Source organism: Sphingomonas segetis (assembly GCF_009720245.1).
Taxonomy (GTDB): domain Bacteria; phylum Pseudomonadota; class Alphaproteobacteria; order Sphingomonadales; family Sphingomonadaceae; genus Sphingomicrobium; species Sphingomicrobium segetis.
The window spans coordinates 1-2,255 of the sequence record NZ_WJSQ01000249.1 but is presented as its reverse complement, the minus strand read 5'-3'; the positions used below and the strand labels follow the sequence as shown (position 1 = coordinate 2,255).

Here is a 2,255-nt window from a genome sequence, read left to right as displayed (position 1 = left end):
CGCGGACCGGGACGGCGATCTCCGCGGCGGCGGTCGGAGTCGGCGCGCGGCGGTCGGCGGCGTGATCGATCAGCGTGGTGTCGGTCTCGTGCCCGACGGCAGAAATCAGCGGGATCGGCGATTCGGCCGCGGCGCGCACCACTTCCTCCTCGTTGAACGCCCACAGATCCTCGATCGACCCGCCGCCGCGCGCGACGATCAGCAGGTCGGGGCGCGGCTCGATCGCCGCAAAGGCGCGGATCGCGGCGGCGATCTTCGCGGCGGCCCCCTCCCCCTGGACCGGCACCGGCCACAGGATGACGCGCGTCGGGCAGCGGTCGGCGAGGCGGTGAAGGATGTCGCGGATCACCGCGCCGGTGGGCGAGGTCACGACACCGATGACCTGCGGCAGGAACGGGAGCCTGCGCTTGCGTGTCGCATCGAACAGCCCTTCCGCCGAGAGCGCCTTGCGCCGCTTCTCGAGCAAAGCGAGCAGCGCGCCCTCCCCCGCGATTTCCATCCGGTCGATGACGATCTGGTATTTCGAGCGGCCGGGATAGGTCGTGAGCTTGCCGGTCGCGATAACCTCGGCGCCGTCCTCCGGCAGGAACGCGAGCGCGGCGGCATTGCCGCGCCAGATGACCGCGTCGATGCAGGCGTTCTCGTCCTTGAGCGTGAAATAGCAGTGGCCCGAGCCGTGGCGCTTGAACCCGCTGATCTCCCCGCGCACGCGCACATGGCCGAAGGCGCTTTCGACCGTGCGCTTGAGCGCGCCGGAAAGCTCCGAAACGCTGAGCGCCGGCGAATTGTCGCCGTGGGCCACGTTCGCTAACAGGCCGGCGCGCGTATCGTCAGGGAGTTCCATGGACATATTGCTCTTGGGGTCGGGCGGCCGCGAAGATGCGCTCGCGTGGCGGCTTAGGCAATCGCCGAGCTGTACAAGGCTGCTGGCCGTGCCCGGAAATCCCGGCATCGCGCGCTGGGCGCAGTGCGTGATCATCGACCCCTGCGATCCGCGCGCGGTCGTCGATCTCGCGCGCGACGAGAACATCGACCTGGTCGTCGTCGGCCCCGAAGCGCCGCTGGTCGCGGGCGTAGCCGATGCGCTGCGCGGCGCCGGCATTGCCGTGTTCGGGCCGAGCGCCGCAGCGGCGCAGCTCGAGGGATCGAAAGGCTTCACCAAGGACCTCTGCCGGGCGCACGGCATCCCCACCGCCAGTTATGTGCGCGTCGAGCGGATGAGCGATGCCCGCGCGGCGCTCGGGCGGTTCGGGCTTCCGGTCGTGATCAAGGCCGACGGGCTCGCCGCGGGCAAGGGCGTGACCGTCGCCATGACCCGCGCCGAGGCCGAAGCGGCAATCGACGCTGAGGGCGACGGCCCGCTCGTGATCGAAGAGTTCCTCGAAGGCGAGGAAGCGAGCCTGTTCGCTCTGGTCGACGGGGCGACAGCGGTCGCGCTTGCCTCCGCCCAGGACCACAAGCGCGTCGGCGAGGGCGACACCGGGCCGAACACCGGCGGCATGGGGGCTTATGCGCCGGCGCCGGTTCTCACTCCCAAGCTCGAGCAGCGCACCATGGACGAGATCGTCCGGCCAACAGCGCGTGCCCTCGCCGATGCCGGCACGCCGTTCAGCGGAATCCTTTATGCGGGTCTCATGCTGACCGCCGAAGGGCCCAAGCTGATCGAATATAACGTCCGCTTCGGCGACCCCGAGTGTGAAGCGATCATGCCGCTGGTCGAGGGCGACTTCGCCGGCCTGCTCCACGCCGTCGCGACCGGGCGCCTGGCCGAGATCGATCCGCCGCGGCTTTCGGGGAAGCACGCGATGACGGTTATCGTCGCGGCGCGCGGCTATCCCGGCAGTCCGGAAGCCGGGGGCCTCATCGGCGAGATTGAAGCGGCAGAGCAAATCGAAGGCGTGACCGTGTTCCACGCCGGCACCGCGCTCGGCGAGCAGGGCCTCGTTGCAAAAGGAGGCCGCGTGCTCGCGGTCACCGCCGTCGCCGACAGCTTCGCCAAAGCAAGGGCGCGGGTCTATCGCGCCGTCGACCAGATCGATTTCGCCGACGGCTTCCATCGCCGCGACATCGGCTGGCGAGAGCTGGAGCGGGAGGGCGCGTGAACGCGCTCTGGTCCTATTTCTGGCCGGCGATCGGTGCCGGGCTCGTCGTCGGAATCGTCGCCGGAGCGTTCGCCTTCCGCCGGCAGCGCCGCCGCAATGCGACGCTCGGCGCCGGGCTGGTCGTCGCGATCGCGCTCGCAGCCCTGTGGCACG

2 protein-coding genes are annotated in these 2,255 nt (G+C 70.2%); one reads left to right on the top strand and one right to left on the bottom strand.

Features of this window, described 5'->3' with window-relative positions:
* Positions 1 to 844 (bottom strand): exodeoxyribonuclease VII large subunit (xseA, locus tag GH737_RS14450; protein ID WP_196233224.1); only part of this gene is annotated, 844 nt, incomplete at its 3' end.
* Between xseA and purD the strand changes: the two genes are divergently transcribed.
* Complete coding sequence (purD, locus tag GH737_RS14445; protein WP_155265466.1) at positions 843 to 2,102, top strand: phosphoribosylamine--glycine ligase; 1,260 nt, start codon at positions 843 to 845, stop codon at positions 2,100 to 2,102. The two genes, xseA and purD, sit on opposite strands and share 2 nt — an antisense overlap.
* Positions 2,103 to 2,255 lie beyond the last annotated feature (153 nt).